The 16350-nt window shown below is 62.4% G+C and carries 16 protein-coding genes; 11 read left to right on the top strand and 5 right to left on the bottom strand.

The annotated features are described in order from the left end of the window. The first annotated feature begins 188 nt into the window (after positions 1 to 188). From ACT53S_RS03995 to ACT53S_RS04005, 3 genes are read left to right on the top strand one after another with little or no spacing between them, the layout of a single operon-like run. Positions 189 to 1307 carry an ATP phosphoribosyltransferase regulatory subunit gene (locus tag ACT53S_RS03995; RefSeq protein ID WP_476065996.1) on the top strand — a complete coding sequence of 373 codons (1119 nt, stop codon included), beginning with the start codon at positions 189 to 191 and terminating at the stop codon, positions 1305 to 1307. Continuing rightward, a complete protein-coding gene (hisG, locus tag ACT53S_RS04000) occupies positions 1307 to 2002 on the top strand; it encodes an ATP phosphoribosyltransferase (protein WP_476065997.1) in 696 nt (231 codons plus the stop codon). Before ACT53S_RS03995 ends, hisG begins: the two co-directional genes overlap by 1 nt. A gap of 7 nt (positions 2003 to 2009) precedes the next feature. Beyond that, positions 2010 to 2609, top strand: coding sequence for a class I SAM-dependent DNA methyltransferase (locus tag ACT53S_RS04005; RefSeq protein WP_476065998.1), 600 nt, complete (start codon positions 2010 to 2012; stop codon positions 2607 to 2609). Between the two features lie 72 nt (positions 2610 to 2681). Here ACT53S_RS04005 and ACT53S_RS04010 read toward each other — a convergent pair whose 3' ends face one another. The 4 genes from ACT53S_RS04010 to groES all read right to left on the bottom strand — a co-directional run bounded on the left by ACT53S_RS04010 (position 2682) and on the right by groES (position 6463). Further along, positions 2682 to 3131, bottom strand: coding sequence for a DoxX family protein (locus ACT53S_RS04010; RefSeq protein WP_476065999.1), 450 nt, complete (start codon positions 3129 to 3131; stop codon positions 2682 to 2684). 156 nt (positions 3132 to 3287) lie between these two features. Further along, positions 3288 to 3728, bottom strand: a complete 441-nt coding sequence (locus tag ACT53S_RS04015) for a hypothetical protein (RefSeq protein ID WP_113376007.1) — start codon at positions 3726 to 3728, stop codon at positions 3288 to 3290. Positions 3729 to 4456: 728 nt separating this feature from the next. Further along, a complete protein-coding gene (gene groL / locus ACT53S_RS04020; RefSeq protein WP_476066000.1) occupies positions 4457 to 6097 on the bottom strand; it encodes a chaperonin GroEL in 1641 nt (546 codons plus the stop codon). A 69-nt stretch (positions 6098 to 6166) separates the two neighbouring features. Then, a complete protein-coding gene (gene groES / locus ACT53S_RS04025) occupies positions 6167 to 6463 on the bottom strand; it encodes a co-chaperone GroES (RefSeq protein ID WP_062276043.1) in 297 nt (98 codons plus the stop codon). 164 nt (positions 6464 to 6627) lie between these two features. On the opposite strand from groES, the gene chrA reads away from it, so the two are divergent. The 7 genes from chrA (at position 6628) to ACT53S_RS04060 (ending at position 12644) form a co-directional block, all read left to right on the top strand. Next, positions 6628 to 7983 (top strand): chromate efflux transporter, encoded by a 1356-nt coding sequence (gene chrA, locus ACT53S_RS04030; RefSeq protein ID WP_476066001.1) that lies wholly within the window; start codon positions 6628 to 6630, stop codon positions 7981 to 7983. 108 nt (positions 7984 to 8091) lie between these two features. Next, on the top strand, positions 8092 to 8940 hold the full coding sequence (locus ACT53S_RS04035) for a TIGR01459 family HAD-type hydrolase (protein WP_476066002.1): 849 nt from the start codon (positions 8092 to 8094) through the stop codon (positions 8938 to 8940). Positions 8941 to 8953: 13 nt separating this feature from the next. Beyond that, a complete protein-coding gene (locus ACT53S_RS04040) occupies positions 8954 to 9934 on the top strand; it encodes a bifunctional riboflavin kinase/FAD synthetase (protein WP_476066003.1) in 981 nt (326 codons plus the stop codon). Between the two features lie 115 nt (positions 9935 to 10049). Then, positions 10050 to 10484, top strand: coding sequence for a YeeE/YedE family protein (locus tag ACT53S_RS04045; protein ID WP_476066631.1), 435 nt, complete (start codon positions 10050 to 10052; stop codon positions 10482 to 10484). After that, on the top strand, positions 10484 to 10930 hold the full coding sequence (locus ACT53S_RS04050) for a DUF6691 family protein (protein ID WP_476066004.1): 447 nt from the start codon (positions 10484 to 10486) through the stop codon (positions 10928 to 10930). Before ACT53S_RS04045 ends, ACT53S_RS04050 begins: the two co-directional genes overlap by 1 nt. 157 nt (positions 10931 to 11087) lie before the next feature. Continuing rightward, positions 11088 to 12305, top strand: coding sequence for a GGDEF domain-containing protein (locus tag ACT53S_RS04055; RefSeq protein WP_476066005.1), 1218 nt, complete (start codon positions 11088 to 11090; stop codon positions 12303 to 12305). 99 nt (positions 12306 to 12404) lie between these two features. Continuing rightward, positions 12405 to 12644 carry a BrnA antitoxin family protein gene (locus ACT53S_RS04060; protein ID WP_476066006.1) on the top strand — a complete coding sequence of 80 codons (240 nt, stop codon included), beginning with the start codon at positions 12405 to 12407 and terminating at the stop codon, positions 12642 to 12644. A 131-nt stretch (positions 12645 to 12775) separates the two neighbouring features. Here ACT53S_RS04060 and ACT53S_RS04065 read toward each other — a convergent pair whose 3' ends face one another. Further along, positions 12776 to 13060: a hypothetical protein gene (locus ACT53S_RS04065; protein WP_476066007.1), complete on the bottom strand. Its 285-nt coding sequence runs from the start codon at positions 13058 to 13060 to the stop codon at positions 12776 to 12778. A 315-nt stretch (positions 13061 to 13375) separates the two neighbouring features. Between ACT53S_RS04065 and ileS the strand changes: the two genes are divergently transcribed. Continuing rightward, positions 13376 to 16300, top strand: coding sequence for an isoleucine--tRNA ligase (gene ileS / locus ACT53S_RS04070; RefSeq protein WP_476066008.1), 2925 nt, complete (start codon positions 13376 to 13378; stop codon positions 16298 to 16300). The last annotated feature ends 50 nt before the right edge of the window (positions 16301 to 16350 follow it).

Consider the following 16350-nt stretch of genomic DNA (forward strand, 5'->3'; position numbering starts at 1 on the left):
TTGCCCCTCCCCAACCCTCCCCACAAGGGGGAGGGAGCCGGCCGGCGCATGCCGCTTGCGCCCGGGGTTGCCTCATCTGCGAGCCTGGTGGGTAGGGCCGGCGCTCGCCCCAAATCTTCTCCCCCCTTGTGGGGGAGATGGGCGGCAGCCCAGAGGGGGACTTCCTTCCCAATTGCAGGTTCAATCACATGCCCCTGACCGACATGCCGGATTTCGCCGGCACCATCCTGCAGGAATTCACATCACGCGGCACCACCCGCGTCGATACACCCGTGATCCAGCCGGCCGCCCCCTTCCTCGACATGGCGGGTGAAGACCTGCGCCGCCGCATCTTCCTGACTGAGAACGAGCGCGGCGAAAGCCTCTGCCTCAGACCGGAATTCACCATTCCCGTTTGCCTGCGCCATATCGAAACTGCGACTGGCACGCCGAAGCGCTATGCCTATCTCGGTGAAGTCTTCCGCCAGCGCCGCGAAGGCCCGCAGGAGTTCTACCAGGCCGGCATTGAGGATCTCGGTGACATCGCCACCGCCGCAGCTGACGCCCGTGCGATTGCCGACAGCGTCGCCATCCTCACCCGCCTGCTGCCCACCAAGCCGCTTGGCGTGACCCTCGGTGATCAGGCGGTGTTCGAAGCCGTCGTCAAGGCGCTCGGCCTGCCCGCCGGCTGGCAAAAGCGCCTGATCCAGGCCTTCGGCAACCCGGTCCAGATCGACCAGCTCCTGCGCACGCTCGCCACCCCGACGCCGGTGCCGGGTCTGGCGCCGGAGGTTTCGGACCTTCTGGCAAAGGGTGACCAGGAGGTCCTGATCGCCCATATCGATGCGACCATGCAGCAAACCGGCTATCTCACCAATGCGAGCCGCACCCCTGCCGAGATCGCCCGCCGCCTGAAAGAAAAGCTGGAACTCTCCGAGACCCGCCTCGATGGCGCGGCCCTCCTTCTGCTCCGCGAATTCCTCTCGCTCGAGCTGCCGCTTGGCGATGCGTCGGCAGCCCTTGCCGGCTTTGCCGATGCCGCCGGCCTGAAGCTCGGGGCCGCACTCGGCCGCTTCGATGAGCGCGTGGCAGCACTTGCGAACATCGGAACCGATCTCACCCGCATCACCTACCGCGCCGCCTTCGGTCGCCCGCTGGATTATTACACCGGCCTCGTCTTCGAAGTGGCCGTTGAGGGCAAACCCGCAGTGCTCGCCGGTGGCGGTCGCTTCGACCGGCTGCTCACCCTGCTTGGTGCAGAGACGCATATCCCGGCCGTCGGTTTTTCGCTCTGGCTCGACCGCATAGAAACTGAGAGGACTGCCTGATGACAATCACCATCGGTCTGCCCTCCAAGGGCCGCATGAAGGACGATGCCTCCGCCATCTTCGAGAAGGCTGGCATGAAGATCGTCGCCGTCGGCAACGACCGCTCCTATCGCGGCCGCGTCGAAGGTTTCGACGATGTCGAGATCGCCTATCTCTCGGCCTCCGAGATTTCGCGGGAGATCGGCAATGGCACGGTCGATTTCGGCGTCACCGGCGAGGACCTGATCCGCGAGGGCCTGGCGGAAGCAGACGCCCGCGTTGAGATCGCGGTTCGCCTCGGCTTCGGCCATGCCGATGTCGTCGTCGCCGTGCCTGAAATCTGGTACGACGTCGACACCATGGCCGACCTCGGCGATGTCGCCGCTGAATTCCGCACCCGCCATGGCCGACGCCTCGCGATCGCCACCAAATACTGGCGCCTAACCCAGCAGCATTTTTCCCGCCAACACGGCATCCAGCTCTATCGCATCGTCGAGAGCCTGGGCGCCACGGAAGGCGCACCCGCTGCAGGCCAGGCCGACATCATCGTCGATATCACTTCGACCGGCTCGACGCTCCGCGCCAACCACCTGAAGGTGCTGTCGGATGGCGTGATCCTGCGCTCGGAGGCCTGCCTTGTGCGGGCGCGGAAGCCGGAGCATGACGGCAATCCCATGATCGGTCGGATCGTCGAGGCTGTGCGCAGCGTCCTCTGAGGGCCCCATGTCACACGCGGATGCCATTCCCGGCTTGTATGCGCGTCACGCGGAAGCCTTTGATCGCGGGCGCGGCAAGAACGGTTTTGAGCGTCCCTGGCTGGACCTCCTTCTCGCGCCGTTGTCTCCCGGTGCCCATGTGCTCGACATTGGATGTGGCTCCGGCGAACCCATCGCGGCGGACCTGATCGATCGGGGCTTCGTCGTCACCGGGCTCGACGTCTCCGTACCTCTGATCCGCCTCTGCCGCGAACGGTTCCCGGCACATGATTTTCATGTCGGCGATATGCGGGATCTGGCGCTGGGGCGGACATTTGATGCGATCATCGCCTGGCACAGCTTCTTCCATCTGACGCCCGAGGCGCAGCGGGCGATGTTCCCGCGCTTCGCATCACATGCCGCAAGCGGCGCTACGCTGATGTTCACATCGGGGCCCGCAGCCGGCGTGGCCCTCGGCGAGTTCGAGGGCGAGCCGATGTATCACGCGAGCCTCGATCCTGATGAGTACCGCTCCCTGCTGGCCGAGAACGGGTTCACCGTGCTCAAGCATGTGGTCGAAGATCCGGCATGCGGCGGTGCAACGGTCTGGCTGGCGCGACAGTCTTAAGTGGAAATCACAGATACGAAAAAACCCGCCGGATTGCTCCGGCGGGTTTCCTTTTGCCTTGTGGGGCAGGGATCAGGCGGTGACGGCAGAGGCCGAACCGCGACGGGCGTCGATCGAGTAGGCGCCGGCACCGACGATGGCAAGCGCGATGTAACCGCCGGCCAGCGTCAGGTTCTTCATGACCATGATCTGATTCAGCGTGTTGATCCAGCCGAGTGCGCCTTCCGGCCAGCCTTCGATGGCAACGGTGCCGGTGTGGAAGACGAAACCGGTGAAGACGCAGAAGAGAGCGACGGTCCAGGCGGTTGCCTTGGTCTGGAAGCCGACGAGGATGAAGAGACCGGCAACCAGCTCATAAAGGCCGGCAGCATAGGCCAGGAGATCGGCGGCGGGCAGGCCGGCACCAGTGATCATGCCGGCAGTGCCAGCCGGATCGGCGAGCTTGCCGTAGCCCGACATGATGAACATAAAGGAGAGGAGAACACGGACGAGAACGAGAAGGGCATTGTTGGCGGAAGACATTGCAGGCTCCATTGGGTTGCAACTGAAACCTCACCCCTGTGGGCTCCAGAATGTGAAGCCTAGATGCCCGTTTTTTCCCTTTGCGGATAGGTTGACGACATTTGACTGTTCGTTCACAAAAATGAAACGAGCACTCTGCTTCGCCATGCCATCCGCTCAGGTGGGAGTGACAGTGGCTGCGGTCGGAAGCTGGAAACGGGGAAATATGAAAAGCCCAACCATCTTGCCGCGACTGCCCTCGAAACCGGTAGATTCGCCGATGCAGAACACCGGCTGGCGCTGATTGCTGGCAGAGACGATGGTCGTCGAATAACAGAAGCGCGACGGTTCGGTTGCCGCCTGCTCGAACAGCCTCAGGATATGGCCACGATCGGCGGGATCGTAGCAGCGCATGACTGTCAGAAGGCCGCATTCATGGTTGTCCAGACCATGAAGGTGGCGGGCACGGTTCCCCAGCGTCAGGAGCCCATTTGTCAGGTCTCCTGTCCAGTCTTCCGACAGGCCGAACCGGCACGCGCCTTGACCGAAGAACCGGTCGCCCTCTGTGTCGCCCGCCGCAAAGCTTGTTGCGAGATCTGCATTTGCAATTTTGAACAAGGTAGTCCCCAGATTCGAGCCCACAGGCCCAACATGCAGGATGCCATGCCCCGCCAGGCACAACCTCCAAGCTCCCCTCCGGCCGACGCCGGTCTCTTATAAAGTCGGGACGTGCCGCTCCGATAAGCCGCACGCCTTCGATCCGCAGGAGCCCCCACCTGCGCCCGGTCCATCCGGGAAATCCTTCGGACGCCATGTGAACAAAAGCTCACATCAAAGAGCCTACCTCGAGAGGGAGGCCAACACCCGTTCACCTGCAGCGCATTTTACCCTGCAAATTAACCGGCTAGATACCATGAAACTATGTAGATGAAAACGCCTCACATTCGCTCTGACCTACAATCAACCCATAAAGGACGACGGTATCGTCAATAAAATTAGAAAAAACTAAAATAAAGATATTCCGCAATTCCGGGAGTTTTGTTTGCTTCGACAAGAAATCAGCCGGCTCGGTAGCTATTCTCATTCGCACAGATACTGTCAACACCTGCGACGAATGGTTGCATGATCATTTTAGGATTTACTCGCGGACATCCCGCGCCACCTCCACTCGCATACGAAAAAGGGCGACCCGAGGGCCGCCCTTCTCAAAGACTGAACCGGATGGCTCAGATGTCGGACCCGAAGGTCTTACATCATGTCCATTCCACCCGTTCAGCGCGCTTGACGCGCTGAACCACTTAAAGTGACGGGCGGCTTTGATGGACCTGATGGTAAGACCCGAGGTCTTACATCATGTCCATGCCGCCCATGCCGCCCATGCCGCCCGGCATGCCGCCAGCAGCTTCCTTCTTCGGGAGCTCGGCGATCATGGCTTCGGTGGTGATGAGCAGCGAAGCAACCGAAGCTGCGTTCTGCAGGGCGGTGCGAACGACCTTGACCGGATCGACGATACCCATGGCGATCATGTCGCCGAATTCGCCGGTCTGGGCGTTGTAGCCGTAGTTTTCTTCGTTCTTGTCGAGGATCTTGCCGACGATGATCGAAGCTTCGTCACCAGCGTTGGTGGCGATCTGGCGAACCAGAGCCTGGAGAGCGCGGCGAACGATGTTGATGCCGGCTTCCTGGTCGTCGTTGACGCCCTTCACGGTGATCTTCGTGGAAGAACGCAGCAGAGCGGTACCACCGCCCGGTACGATGCCTTCCTGAACGGCCGCGCGGGTCGCGTTCAGAGCGTCGTCGATGCGGTCCTTGCGCTCCTTGACTTCGATTTCGGTCGAGCCGCCGACGCGGATGACGGCAACGCCACCGGCGAGCTTGGCCAGACGCTCCTGGAGCTTCTCGCGGTCGTAGTCGGAGGTGGTTTCTTCGATCTGGGCCTTGATCTGGGCAACGCGGCCTTCGATGTCGGACTTTGCACCGGCGCCATCAACGATGGTGGTGTTTTCCTTGGTGATCGAGACCTTCTTGGCGCGGCCGAGCATGTCGAGGGTAACCGACTCGAGCTTGATGCCGAGGTCTTCCGAGATGACAGTGCCGCCCGAGAGGATGGCGATGTCTTCCAGCATGGCCTTGCGGCGATCGCCGAAGCCCGGAGCCTTGACGGCAGCGATCTTCAGGCCGCCACGCAGCTTGTTGACGACGAGCGTAGCAAGGGCTTCGCCTTCGACGTCTTCAGCGATGATGACGAGCGGCTTGCCGGTCTGAACGACGGCTTCGAGAACCGGCAGCATGGCCTGGAGGTTCGAGAGCTTCTTCTCGTGCAGCAGGATGAACGCGTCTTCGAGGTCAGCGACCATCTTTTCCGGGTTCGTCACGAAGTAGGGCGACAGGTAGCCGCGGTCGAACTGCATGCCTTCAACGACTTCGAGTTCGGTTTCAGCGGTCTTGGCTTCTTCGACGGTGATGACACCTTCGTTGCCAACCTTCTGCATGGCTTCAGCGATGTCGTTACCGACCTGCGTGTCGCCGTTTGCCGAGATCGTGCCGACCTGGGCAACTTCAGCCGAGGTGGAGATCTTCTTCGCCTTGGCCTGGAGATCCTTGACGACTTCCGAAACGGCGAGGTCGATACCGCGCTTCAGGTCCATCGGGTTCATGCCGGCAGCAACGGCCTTGGCGCCTTCGCGAACGATGGCCTGGGCAAGAACGGTTGCGGTGGTGGTGCCGTCACCGGCGATGTCGTTGGTCTTCGAAGCGACTTCGCGGACCATCTGGGCGCCCATGTTTTCGAACTTGTCTTCCAGTTCGATTTCCTTGGCGACCGATACACCGTCCTTGGTGATGCGCGGAGCGCCGAAGGACTTGTCGATGATGACGTTACGACCCTTCGGGCCGAGGGTAACCTTCACGGCGTCAGCGAGGATGTCGACGCCATGCAGCATCTTTTCGCGCGCGGTGCGGCCAAACTTGATTTCTTTAGCAGCCATGTTCAAAACTCCCGGGCGTCTAGCCCATTGGTGAATTGGTTAAAAAGGAAGTCGGGTATCCGGCTGAAATCAGCCGATGATGCCCATGATGTCGGCTTCCTTCATGATCAGCAGGTCAACGCCGTCGAGCTTGACCTCGGTGCCAGACCACTTGCCGAACAGGACGCGGTCGCCGACCTTCACGTCGAGGGCAACCTGCTTGCCGCTTTCGTCGCGGGCGCCCGGGCCAACAGCGATGACTTCGCCTTCAGCCGGCTTTTCCTTGGCGGTGTCGGGAATGATGATGCCGCCCTTGGTCTTTTCTTCGGACTCGACGCGCTTGACGACAACGCGATCGTGCAGAGGACGGAAATTGGTGCTTGCCATTGTCTAATCCCTCGATCAAATGACATTCGCGATCCCGGATGGGACCACATCGGAATTTGTTAGCACTCTCCCTCGGGGAGTGCCAGCGAGGCTGAGATAAGAACAGCCCTCCGATGAGTCAAGCGCGCGCGTGAAAAAAGGACGTGTGGGAAAAAGGAGTGTGCATGCCGGCGAAGTCCACCGACATTCACGACACCCAGGTTCCGATCGATCGCCCTGCATCTCCGACATTTTCAGAACTCGTATCCGCCTTTGCCCGGATCGGCGTCCTCTCCTTTGGCGGCCCGGCCGCGCAGATCGCTTTGATGCACAAGATCTGCGTCGACGAAAAGCGCTGGATCGATGAGGCCCGTTATCTCCATGCCCTGAATTACTGCATGCTGCTGCCAGGACCGGAAGCGCAGCAGCTGGCCACCTATATCGGCTGGCTGCTGCATGGCGTGCGCGGCGGGATAGTCGCAGGCCTTCTCTTCGTGCTGCCCGGCCTTGCGGTTATCCTCGGACTTTCGACACTCTATGCGCTGTACCAGGACACGAGCCTTGTCGCCGGCCTGTTCTTCGGCCTGAAGGCGGCCGTTCTGGCGATCGTCGTCGAAGCCGTGATCCGCATCGGCAAGCGGGCGCTGAAAAGCGGTTTCCACCGCTGGCTGGCTGCCGCCGCCTTTCTCGCTCTTTTCCTCCTCTCGGTGCCGTTCCCGCTCGTCGTGCTTGCCGCAGCCCTGATCGGCCTTTTCCATGCGCGCGGCGCGCCGTCTGCGGCGGCGGAGATCTCGCACGAGCTTCGTGCCCGTCCGCCCCTGCTGAGCCAGATCGCAACGCTTCTGTTCTGGATTGCCGTCTGGCTCGCGCCCTTGCCGCTTCTCTGGCTTCTGCTGCCCGAAACCGCACTTCCTGAAGTCCAGAGCTTCTTCTCCAGGATGGCTCTGGTCACCTTTGGCGGCGCCTATGCCGTGCTCGCCTATGTCGCCCAGGTCGCGGTCGATCACTATGCCTGGCTGAAACCCGGCGAAATGCTCGATGGCCTGGCGCTCGCCGAGACGACGCCCGGACCGCTGGTCCTCGTCCTCTCCTATGTCGGCTTCCTCGCCGGCTTCCGGCAGAGCGGGGCGCTCGATCCGCTGCTCGGCGGCCTCCTCGGTGGCGTCATCGCCGCCTGGGCCACCTTCATCCCGAGCTTCATCTGGATCTTCGCAGGCGCCCCCTATATCGAGCGGCTGCGCGGCAACCGCCTCCTCGGCGCGGCACTCTCCGCCATCACCGCCGCCGTGGTCGGCGTCATCCTGAACCTTGCGGTGTGGTTCTCCCTGCATGTGATCTTCACACAGGTCGAACCGGTCGCACTCGCACCCCTCGGTCCGCTCACGCTGTCGGTGCCGCAGCCCGTCTGGACGAGCCTGGACTGGCAGGCTTTGGTCATCGCGGTGGTGTCTGCCGTGCTGATCTTCCGCTTCCACCTCGGCATCGGCAAGACGCTTCTCGCCGCAGGGGCGTTGGGCCTCGCTGCCCGTTTCCTGCTCTGAACCGGTGCGAGCGGCCGTTGCAATTTCGATCTCCGCGACGCTTGCCCCTTGCCTTGCCGCCCGTCCTTTGCCATGTCACCCGTCTTACCTTGAGAGTCAGGACAGACGATGACCCGCAGCATTTCCACCCTTGCCGACGTGACCGACGCGTATGACGTCATTCTCTGCGATGTATGGGGTGTGCTGCACAACGGTATCGATGCCTTCCCGCTCGCTGGCGAAGCGCTGACGGCAGCCCGCGAAAAGGGCCTGACGGTGGTGCTGATCACCAACTCGCCCAGGCCTGCCATCGGCGTCATCCCGCAGCTGCGCGCCATCGGCGTTCCAGACACGGCCTATGACCGCATCGTCACCTCGGGCGACGTGACCCGCACCCTGATTGCTGCCGGCCCCAAGAAGGTCTTCCTGCTCGGCCCCGAACGCGACCTGCCGCTCTTCGACGGTCTCGATGTCGAAGTGGTCTCGAAGGATGAAGCCGATTGCGTCGTCTGCACCGGCTTCTTCGATGACGAGGTCGAAAAGCCGGAAGACTATCGCGACATGCTGACGGATTTCGTCGCCCGCAAGGTACCGCTCATCTGCGCAAACCCGGATCTGGTTGTCGAGCGCGGCCATCGCATCATCCCCTGCGCCGGCGCTGTTGCCGCCTTCTACACCGCACTCGGTGGCGAGACCCGCATTGCCGGCAAGCCGCACACGCCAATCTACGAGGCAACGCTCGCCGCCGCCCGCGAAGCCCGCGGCGAGTTCGACAAGTCCCGCGTGCTGGCCATCGGCGACGGTATGCCGACTGACGTCAAGGGCGCCGTCGATGCCGGCCTCGACCTTCTCTACATCTCCGGCGGCATCCATGCGGGCGACTACGCGACCAACAATGTGACGGACGAGGCAAGGCTCAAGCTCTTCCTCGATCGCGAAAAAGTCGCACCGCAATACTGGATGCACAGGCTGGCATGAGGCGCATGCTGAGATGACCATCTTTCACCGCAACGAAAAGAAGGAACCGCTGCCCGCAGCGCTACGCGGCGGCGTCGTTGCCATCGGCAATTTCGACGGGGTGCATCGCGGTCATCAGGCGGTATTGAACCGTGCCTTGGAGCGCGCCGAGGCGCTCGGCGTTCCCGCGCTGGTCCTGACCTTCGAGCCCCATCCGCGAACCGTCTTCAATCCGGACAAGCCGGTCTTCCGGCTCACCCCGCCATCCTTGCGCGCCCGCATCCTTCAGGCCATGGGTTTTCACTCGGTCATCGAATATCCCTTCGACCGGGAATTCTCGCAGCGCTCGGCCGAGGACTTTGTCGTCACCATTCTGCGCGACTGGCTGGATGCGAAGGAGGTCGTCACCGGCTTCGACTTCCATTTCGGCAAGGGCCGGGAAGGCGGCCCGGCCTTCCTGATGCAGGCCGGCAGCCGCCACGGCTTTGGCGTCAGCCTCGTCGATGCTTTCCGTGATGAAGGCGCCGACGTCATTTCATCGAGCCGCATTCGTGGCCTGATCGCTGAAGGGGATGTGGCGCAGGCCGCCGGTCTGCTCGGCTATCGCTACACGGTCGAGGCGGAGGTCATGAAAGGCCAGCAGCTCGGCCGCACGCTGGGCTTCCCAACCGCAAATATGCATCTGCCGCCGGAGGCGACCTTGCGCCCCGGCATCTATGCCGTCCGCTTCCGCCGCCCCGACGGCATCATCCGCGATGGTGTTGCAAGCTTTGGCTATCGCCCGACGGTCACCAGCAACGGCGATCCCTGGCTCGAAACCTTCATCTTCGACTTCTCCGGCGACCTCTATGGCGAAATCGGCTCCGTCTCGCTCTTTGGCTTTCTGCGTGGCGAATGGAAGTTCGACGGCCTCGATCCGCTGGTTGCCCAAATCCGCAAGGATGCGGAGGAGGCGAGGGCGCTTCTTTCCGGCGTGAAGCCCATCAGTGACCTCGACGCGGCGATCGCCTTCTGAGGTGACGCTTGAGGTAGCGCTCCGCCGTCGTCGATGTGAGTTGCCGAGCCGTTCAGCGTCACATATGCATGCTTATATGTAAGGCGAGCCCGTGACCCGACGGGCGATGCTGGAGATGGACTTGACCGAATTCACCCCCTTGATGTCTTTTGCCGGTGGCCTTCTGATCGGCCTCTCGGCGCTGCTTCTGATGCTGACCTGGGGCCGGATCGCCGGCATGACCGCGATCATCGGCGGCATTCTGCCACCGCTCGGTGCCGACTGGTCCTGGAAACTTGCTTTCCTCGCTGGCGCGATCCTGGCGCCGCTTGCGCTGTCGGTCGGCGGCTATGAAGTCGAATATTCGGTACCGGTCTCCACCACCGCCCTGGTCATCGGCGGCCTTATCGCCGGCATCGGCGTCACCTTCGGCTCCGGCTGCACCTCGGGCCATGGCATCTGCGGCATGGCGCGCCTCTCGCGCCGCTCGATGGCCGCCACCGCCACCTTCATGGCCTTCGCCATCCTCACGGTGTTTCTCATCCGTCACGTCTTCGGGGTCGCGATCTGATGCGGTTCCTCGTCGTCTTCTTCATCGGTGCCCTTTTCGGGACCGGCATCGTTCTGTCGGGCATGGCAAACCCCGCCAAGGTCCTCAACTTCTTCGACCTCGCTGGTACCTTCGACCCCAGCCTCGCCTTTGTCATGGCCGGCGCACTCTCGGTTGCAGCTCCCGGCTATGCGCTCCTCTTCCGCAGGCGGCAGGAGCCGCTTTTCGATGCGACCTTCCGTCTGCCCAAGGTGAGCACCATCGACGCGAAGCTGATCGGCGGTTCCGCCGTCTTCGGCATCGGTTGGGGCATCGCCGGCTTCTGTCCGGGCGCGTCGATCCCGGCGCTTGGTCTCGGTCACGCCTCGGCGGCGATCTTCGTTGCGGCCCTGCTCATCGGCATCCTGATCGCCCGGCGCCTGGCAAAGGCCGATTTCTTCGCCGATGCCGCCAGTAGGGTCGGCTGAGGCGCGTCAGGTCGATGTCCCGGCAGGTGCGTTCCATTGCGGCTTACCCCTGTCCGCGCCCGCAAACTCTCACCTCGGCCGGTTAATCATTAATATCGAGATATCATGATTTAGTGTCAGCATCCGTTTTCGAAAGTGTGCTGATCCGATGTTAGACGTGGTGACTGTCCTCACCTACAATGCGGTAATCAACCTCGCTGTGTTGGTGGTCGCCACCATCGCGTGGGTGCGCAATCCACACCAGAAGGAGATCACCTTCTGGGCCCTGGCGGCCTGGTTCATGGTGGTCGGCACGATTTGTTCGAGCCTCACGGAACACGTTCCCTACAACATCATGGCCTATATCGGCGGCGTCATCTATGTCGCGCGGACCGGCCTGATCCGCCTCGGTTTCAAGGAATTCTTCGGACAGCCCTACAGATATTGGCAGGCGTTCGGCATCGCGATCATTGTCTGCATCGGCATGGTCCTTGCCGAGATGCTGGAGGATCCCACACCGGTGCGTGTTTCCCTCGTCTATTTGGGATCAGCCGCCAACCTGGCCCTTGGCGCGCTGGATCTCTGGCGCGGCAAGCCGGGCGAAGCTCTGCCATCAGGTCGCCTGGCGGCGGCGGTCTACGCGGCTTATGCGCTGGCGAGCCTGGCGATTGCGCCGTTCCCCATCCTCTATCCCATCCGGTTCGAGGGAACGACCCCGATCTCCGAATGGCTGACCTACACCAGCATGTTGCTTCTCGTCTTCAATCTCCTCGCCTTCCTCATGGCTATGGTGCTGAAGCTTGAGCGCAGCGGCGAAGTCCAGCGACAACTGGCCGAGCGCGACCACCTCACCGGGCTCACCAATCGCCGCATGTTCCTGCAACAGGCGACAAGGCTGGCCGCACAGCCCGGCACGGCGATTGCGGTCCTCGATCTTGATCACTTCAAACGGATCAACGACACCTATGGCCACAAGGGCGGCGATGATGCGCTCGTGCAGTTCGCCGAACGCGCCTCCCGGTTCCTGCCGCAGGAAGCGCTCTTCGGTCGACTGGGCGGCGAGGAGTTCGGCATTTGTCTCCCCCGCCAGAACGGCGCCTCTGCCTGCAGCATCCTCGAGGCGGTGCGCCTGGCGGTCTCGACCGAGGACATCCGCTCCGATCATCATCGCTTCCGGCTTACGCTGTCCTGCGGTCTCGTTGTGACGGAAGCCCCGGTACGTAGCCTGGATGCCTGGATGGCGCTGGCCGATGCCGGTCTCTACGCGGCCAAGGCGCAGGGTCGCAATCGCGTTATCCTCCAGGAGCACGTGCCACTGAAGGACGAGCGGTCCGCAGCCTATCCGGAAGCCCCGGTGTTGGATGACGGGAGCGCCATTGCGCGCCTGTCCGCCTGACCAGCGGACGCGCCCGGATATCCACGCAACTTGACGCATCCGTTGCCATGTCGCCTAGTGCGGCCAGGAAATCAGTCGAGACAGCCCGAAAGGCAGCCGATGGCCACGACGCCGCGCAGACCCGCCAATCCGAAGGATGCCGCCGAGGCTCTGTTCAAGCCCGCGAAGAAGCCCGCAGCCCCAGTGGTCGAGCGCCGCGCGCCGCCGCAGGTGAAGGAACTGGTCTCGATCAAGCTCGACAGCGCCGTCCTCGAACACTTCCAGAAGGACGGTCCCGGCTGGCAGGACCGCATCAACGACGCCCTGCGTGCGGTCGTCGAGGCGGAGAGCAGCGAGTAAAAGTCGCCGGTTGCGTCAATCGCCGTCCGCCGGTGGCCATTGCATTGAGGTATGGACGATCGCGAGGATGGCGAGCTGGCCGTCGAAGATGGAAGCGCGGTCACGAATGGCTTGACGCGTCCATCGAACGATCATGAGCGGCTCGCCTTGAGAACCAGTTCCCTTCGCTCGGCGAATATCCGTTCGGCATCGTCAACCGCCACGACCTTTCCGGCCACCACTTCGTCCCGGCCACGCGCCACCTTGGCTTCCAGAAACTGGCGATAGTCGTTGTCGACCTTCTGGCGCTCGACATAGTCCTGGATCATCTCCCGCAGAACGTCGCTTTCGGAGGTCTGGGCGGATGTAACCGCGGCCGCGAAATCCTGAGCCAGCTTTGGATCAAGGTCGAACTGGATATGGGCTTTCTGCGCCATGCCACTTCCGTTCCGTCACGATATCACTGAGGATCTGCGCTGATGACATGAGTTTAGGCCTGTCTTCGGAGCCTGTCCATCTCGCCCATCTTGCCCCTTCCTTTCGGCGCGAAAAACCCCTAAAGAACGCGGCGACATGACGTATCTTTCGGCGGCCCGGATCATTCGAATTATTGGCCCGGCCCTCCCGGTGGCTTGAAGAGCTGCGGGAGGGTCCGGGTTTTTGGCGTTGGGTCAGAAGCCCCACGCCCGCTTGCCGCCAATCCATGACATAATTCCGCGACCGTTTACGTCGCCCTATCCGATGGCTGATCCATGACCGATACCCCTGAAAAGATCGATTATTCCAAGACCCTCTATCTGCCCGAGACAGAATTCCCGATGCGCGCCGGCCTTCCCCAGAAGGAGCCGGAAATGGCGGCGAAGTGGAAAGAGATGGGTCTCTACAAGCGCCTGCGCGCCTCCGCTGCCGGCCGCGAGAAATTCGTCCTGCATGACGGCCCGCCCTATGCCAACGGCAACATCCATATCGGCCATGCGCTGAACAAGGTGCTGAAGGACGTCATCACCCGCTCCTTCCAGATGCGCGGCTTCGACTCCAACTATGTGCCCGGCTGGGACTGCCACGGCCTGCCGATCGAGTGGAAGATCGAGGAAAAGTATCGCGAAAAGGGCAAGGACAAGAACGAGGTCCCGGTCAACGAATTCCGCAAGGAATGCCGTGAGTTCGCGCAAGGCTGGATCAACATCCAGGCCGAAGAATTCCGCCGCCTCGGCATCGAGGGCGACTTCGACAATCCCTACACCACCATGGCCTTCCATTCGGAAGCCCGCATCGCCGGCGAACTCCTCAAGATCGCCATGTCCGGCCAGCTCTATCGCGGCTCCAAGCCGATCATGTGGTCGGTCGTCGAGCGCACGGCGCTTGCTGAGGCCGAGGTGGAATATGCCGAGGTCGAAAGCGATACGATCTGGGTGAAGTTCCCGGTTCTTATGGTCGAGGTCGAAAGAGATTCCGGGAAGTCTGATCTTCTTGGGGCCTCCGTCGTCATCTGGACCACCACCCCCTGGACCATCCCGGGCAACCGCGCGATCTCCTATTCGTCGAAGATCGAATACGGTCTCTACGAAATCACCGAGGCCACGAACGATTTCGGTCCGCAGCCCGGCGAAAAGCTGATCTTCGCCAAGCGCCTCGCCGAAGATGCAGCCACCAAAGCCAAGGTGACCTTCAAGCTCATCCGCGACGTGACCGCTGCCGAACTCGCCGCCATCACCTGCGCCCATCCGCTGGCCGACCTCGGTTACACCTTCGACGTCCCCATGCTCGATGGCGACCATGTCACCGACGATGCCGGTACCGGCTTCGTCCACACCGCCCCCGGCCATGGTCGTGAGGACTTTGACGCCTGGATGGCGCAGTCGCGCGAGCTGGAAGCCCGCGGCATTTCGACAAAGATCCCCTTCACCGTCGACGACGCCGGTTTTTACACCGAAGAAGCCCCGGGCTTCGGCCCGTCAGCGGAAGGCGGTGCGGCGCGTGTCATCGATGACAACGGCAAGAAGGGCGATGCCAACAAGCGCGTGATCGAGGCGCTGATCGCGGCGAACAACCTGTTTGCCCGCGGCCGCATCAAGCATGATTACCCGCATTCCTGGCGCTCCAAGAAGCCGGTGATCTTCCGCAACACGCCGCAATGGTTCGTGTATATGGACAAGGACCTCTCCGACGGCACGACGCTGCGCACGCGCGCGCTCTCGGCCATCGACCAGACCCGCTTTGTCCCAGCCGGCGGCCAGAACCGCCTGCGTGCGATGATCGAGCAGCGCCCGGACTGGGTGCTGTCGCGTCAGCGCGCCTGGGGCGTGCCGATCTGCGTCTTCGCCGATGCCGAAGGCAATGTGCTGAAGGACGAGAAGGTCAACGCCCGCATCCTCGAGGCCTTCGAGAAGGAAGGGGCAGACGCCTGGTTCGCCGAAGGCGCCAAGGAACGCTTCCTCGCCGGCGAGCACGACGGCGAGAAGTGGCAGATGGTGACCGACATCCTCGACGTCTGGTTCGATTCAGGCTCGACCCACACCTTCACCCTGGAAGACCGCCCCGACCTGAAATGGCCAGCTGACGTCTATCTGGAAGGCTCGGACCAGCATCGCGGCTGGTTCCATTCCTCGCTCTTGGAAAGCTGCGCCACCCGCGGCCGCGCGCCCTACAACGCCGTCATCACTCACGGTTTCACGATGGCGGAAGACGGTCGCAAGATGTCGAAGTCGCTCGGCAACACGGTGACACCGCAGGACGTCATGAAGGAATCCGGCGCCGATATCCTGCGCCTCTGGGTCATGTCGACCGACTATGCCGAAGACCAGCGCCTTGGCAAGACGATCATCCAGACCAACATCGACGCTTACCGCAAGATCCGCAACACGATCCGCTGGATGCTCGGCACGCTCGCCCATGACAAGGGCGAGGAGATCGCCTATGCCGACCTGCCGGAGCTCGAAAAGCTCATGCTGCACCGTCTGGCCGAACTCGACCAGCTGGTCCGCAAGTCCTATGACGAATTCGACTTCAAGCGCATCGTCCGCGCCCTCAGCGACTTCGCCAATGTCGAACTCTCGGCCTTCTACTTCGACATCCGCAAGGACACGCTCTACTGCGACGCCCCGTCCAGCCTGAAGCGTCGTTCGGCTCTCTTCGTCATCCGCAAGCTCTTCGATTGCCTGGTCCTGTGGTTCGCGCCGATGATGCCCTTCACCACGGAAGAGGCCTGGCTGTCGCGCGATCCGAAGGCCGAGTCGGTGCATCTCGAGCAGTTCCCGGTGATCCCGGCCGACTGGTCGAACGAGGCGGTCGCCGAGAAGTGGAAGAAGGTCCGTACCGTCCGCCGCGCCGTCACCGGCGCGCTCGAAATCGAGCGCAAGGAAAAGCGCATCGGTTCTTCGCTGGAAGCTGCCCCGGTCGTCCACGTTGCCGATGCCGAGCTGTTGAAGGCGCTGGACGGTCTCGACTTCGCCGAGATCTGCATCACCTCGGATATCCAGGTGGAGGCAGGCGAAGGCCCGACGGAAGCCTTCCGTCTCGACGATGGCACCAAGGTCGCCGTCGAACCGAAGCTCGCCGAAGGCACGAAATGCGCCCGCTCCTGGAAGATCACCAAGGATGTCGGCTCCGATCCGGATTATCCGGACGTCTCGGCCCGCGACGCCCAGGCGCTGCGCGAGCTTGCGGCGCTGAACTGAGGAAATATTACCGGATGATTTGCGCTTTCGTGGGTCATCCGGTAAAACTG

It is taken from the genome of Allorhizobium sp. DMC15 (assembly GCF_056314065.1).